This is a genomic window from Streptomyces sp. P17, from assembly GCF_032436805.1.
Lineage (GTDB): Bacteria > Actinomycetota > Actinomycetes > Streptomycetales > Streptomycetaceae > Streptomyces.
Genome location: NZ_JAVRBF010000561.1, coordinates 1 through 258, shown reverse-complemented (window position 1 = coordinate 258; position 258 = coordinate 1). Strand labels below are relative to the sequence as shown.

At 66.7% G+C, this 258-nt stretch carries 1 protein-coding gene; it reads left to right on the top strand.

Going from position 1 to position 258, the window contains the following annotated elements:
- Positions 1-31 precede the first annotated feature (31 nt).
- Positions 32-258: HNH endonuclease (locus RMT89_RS46275; RefSeq protein ID WP_399498934.1), on the top strand; the 227-nt coding region annotated here is incomplete at its 3' end.

Here is a 258-nt window from a genome sequence, read left to right as displayed (position 1 = left end):
CGGGAAGCGAGCACAGGATGCGCTCGCTCTCGTGCGCCGACATGGGCAGGCGGGCGACCTGCCATGCGTCATCTGCGGCATGCCGATCGACTACAGCCTGCGCCACCCACACAAGCAGGCGTGCACCGTGCAGCACATCAAGCCCCGAGCCACACATCCGCACCTGACCTGGGAGCAGAGCAACTGGGCACCAGCTCACGCCGATTGCAACACCGCGCAGGGATCGCGGATCGCTGTCGGTCTCGGTCTTGTGTCGCC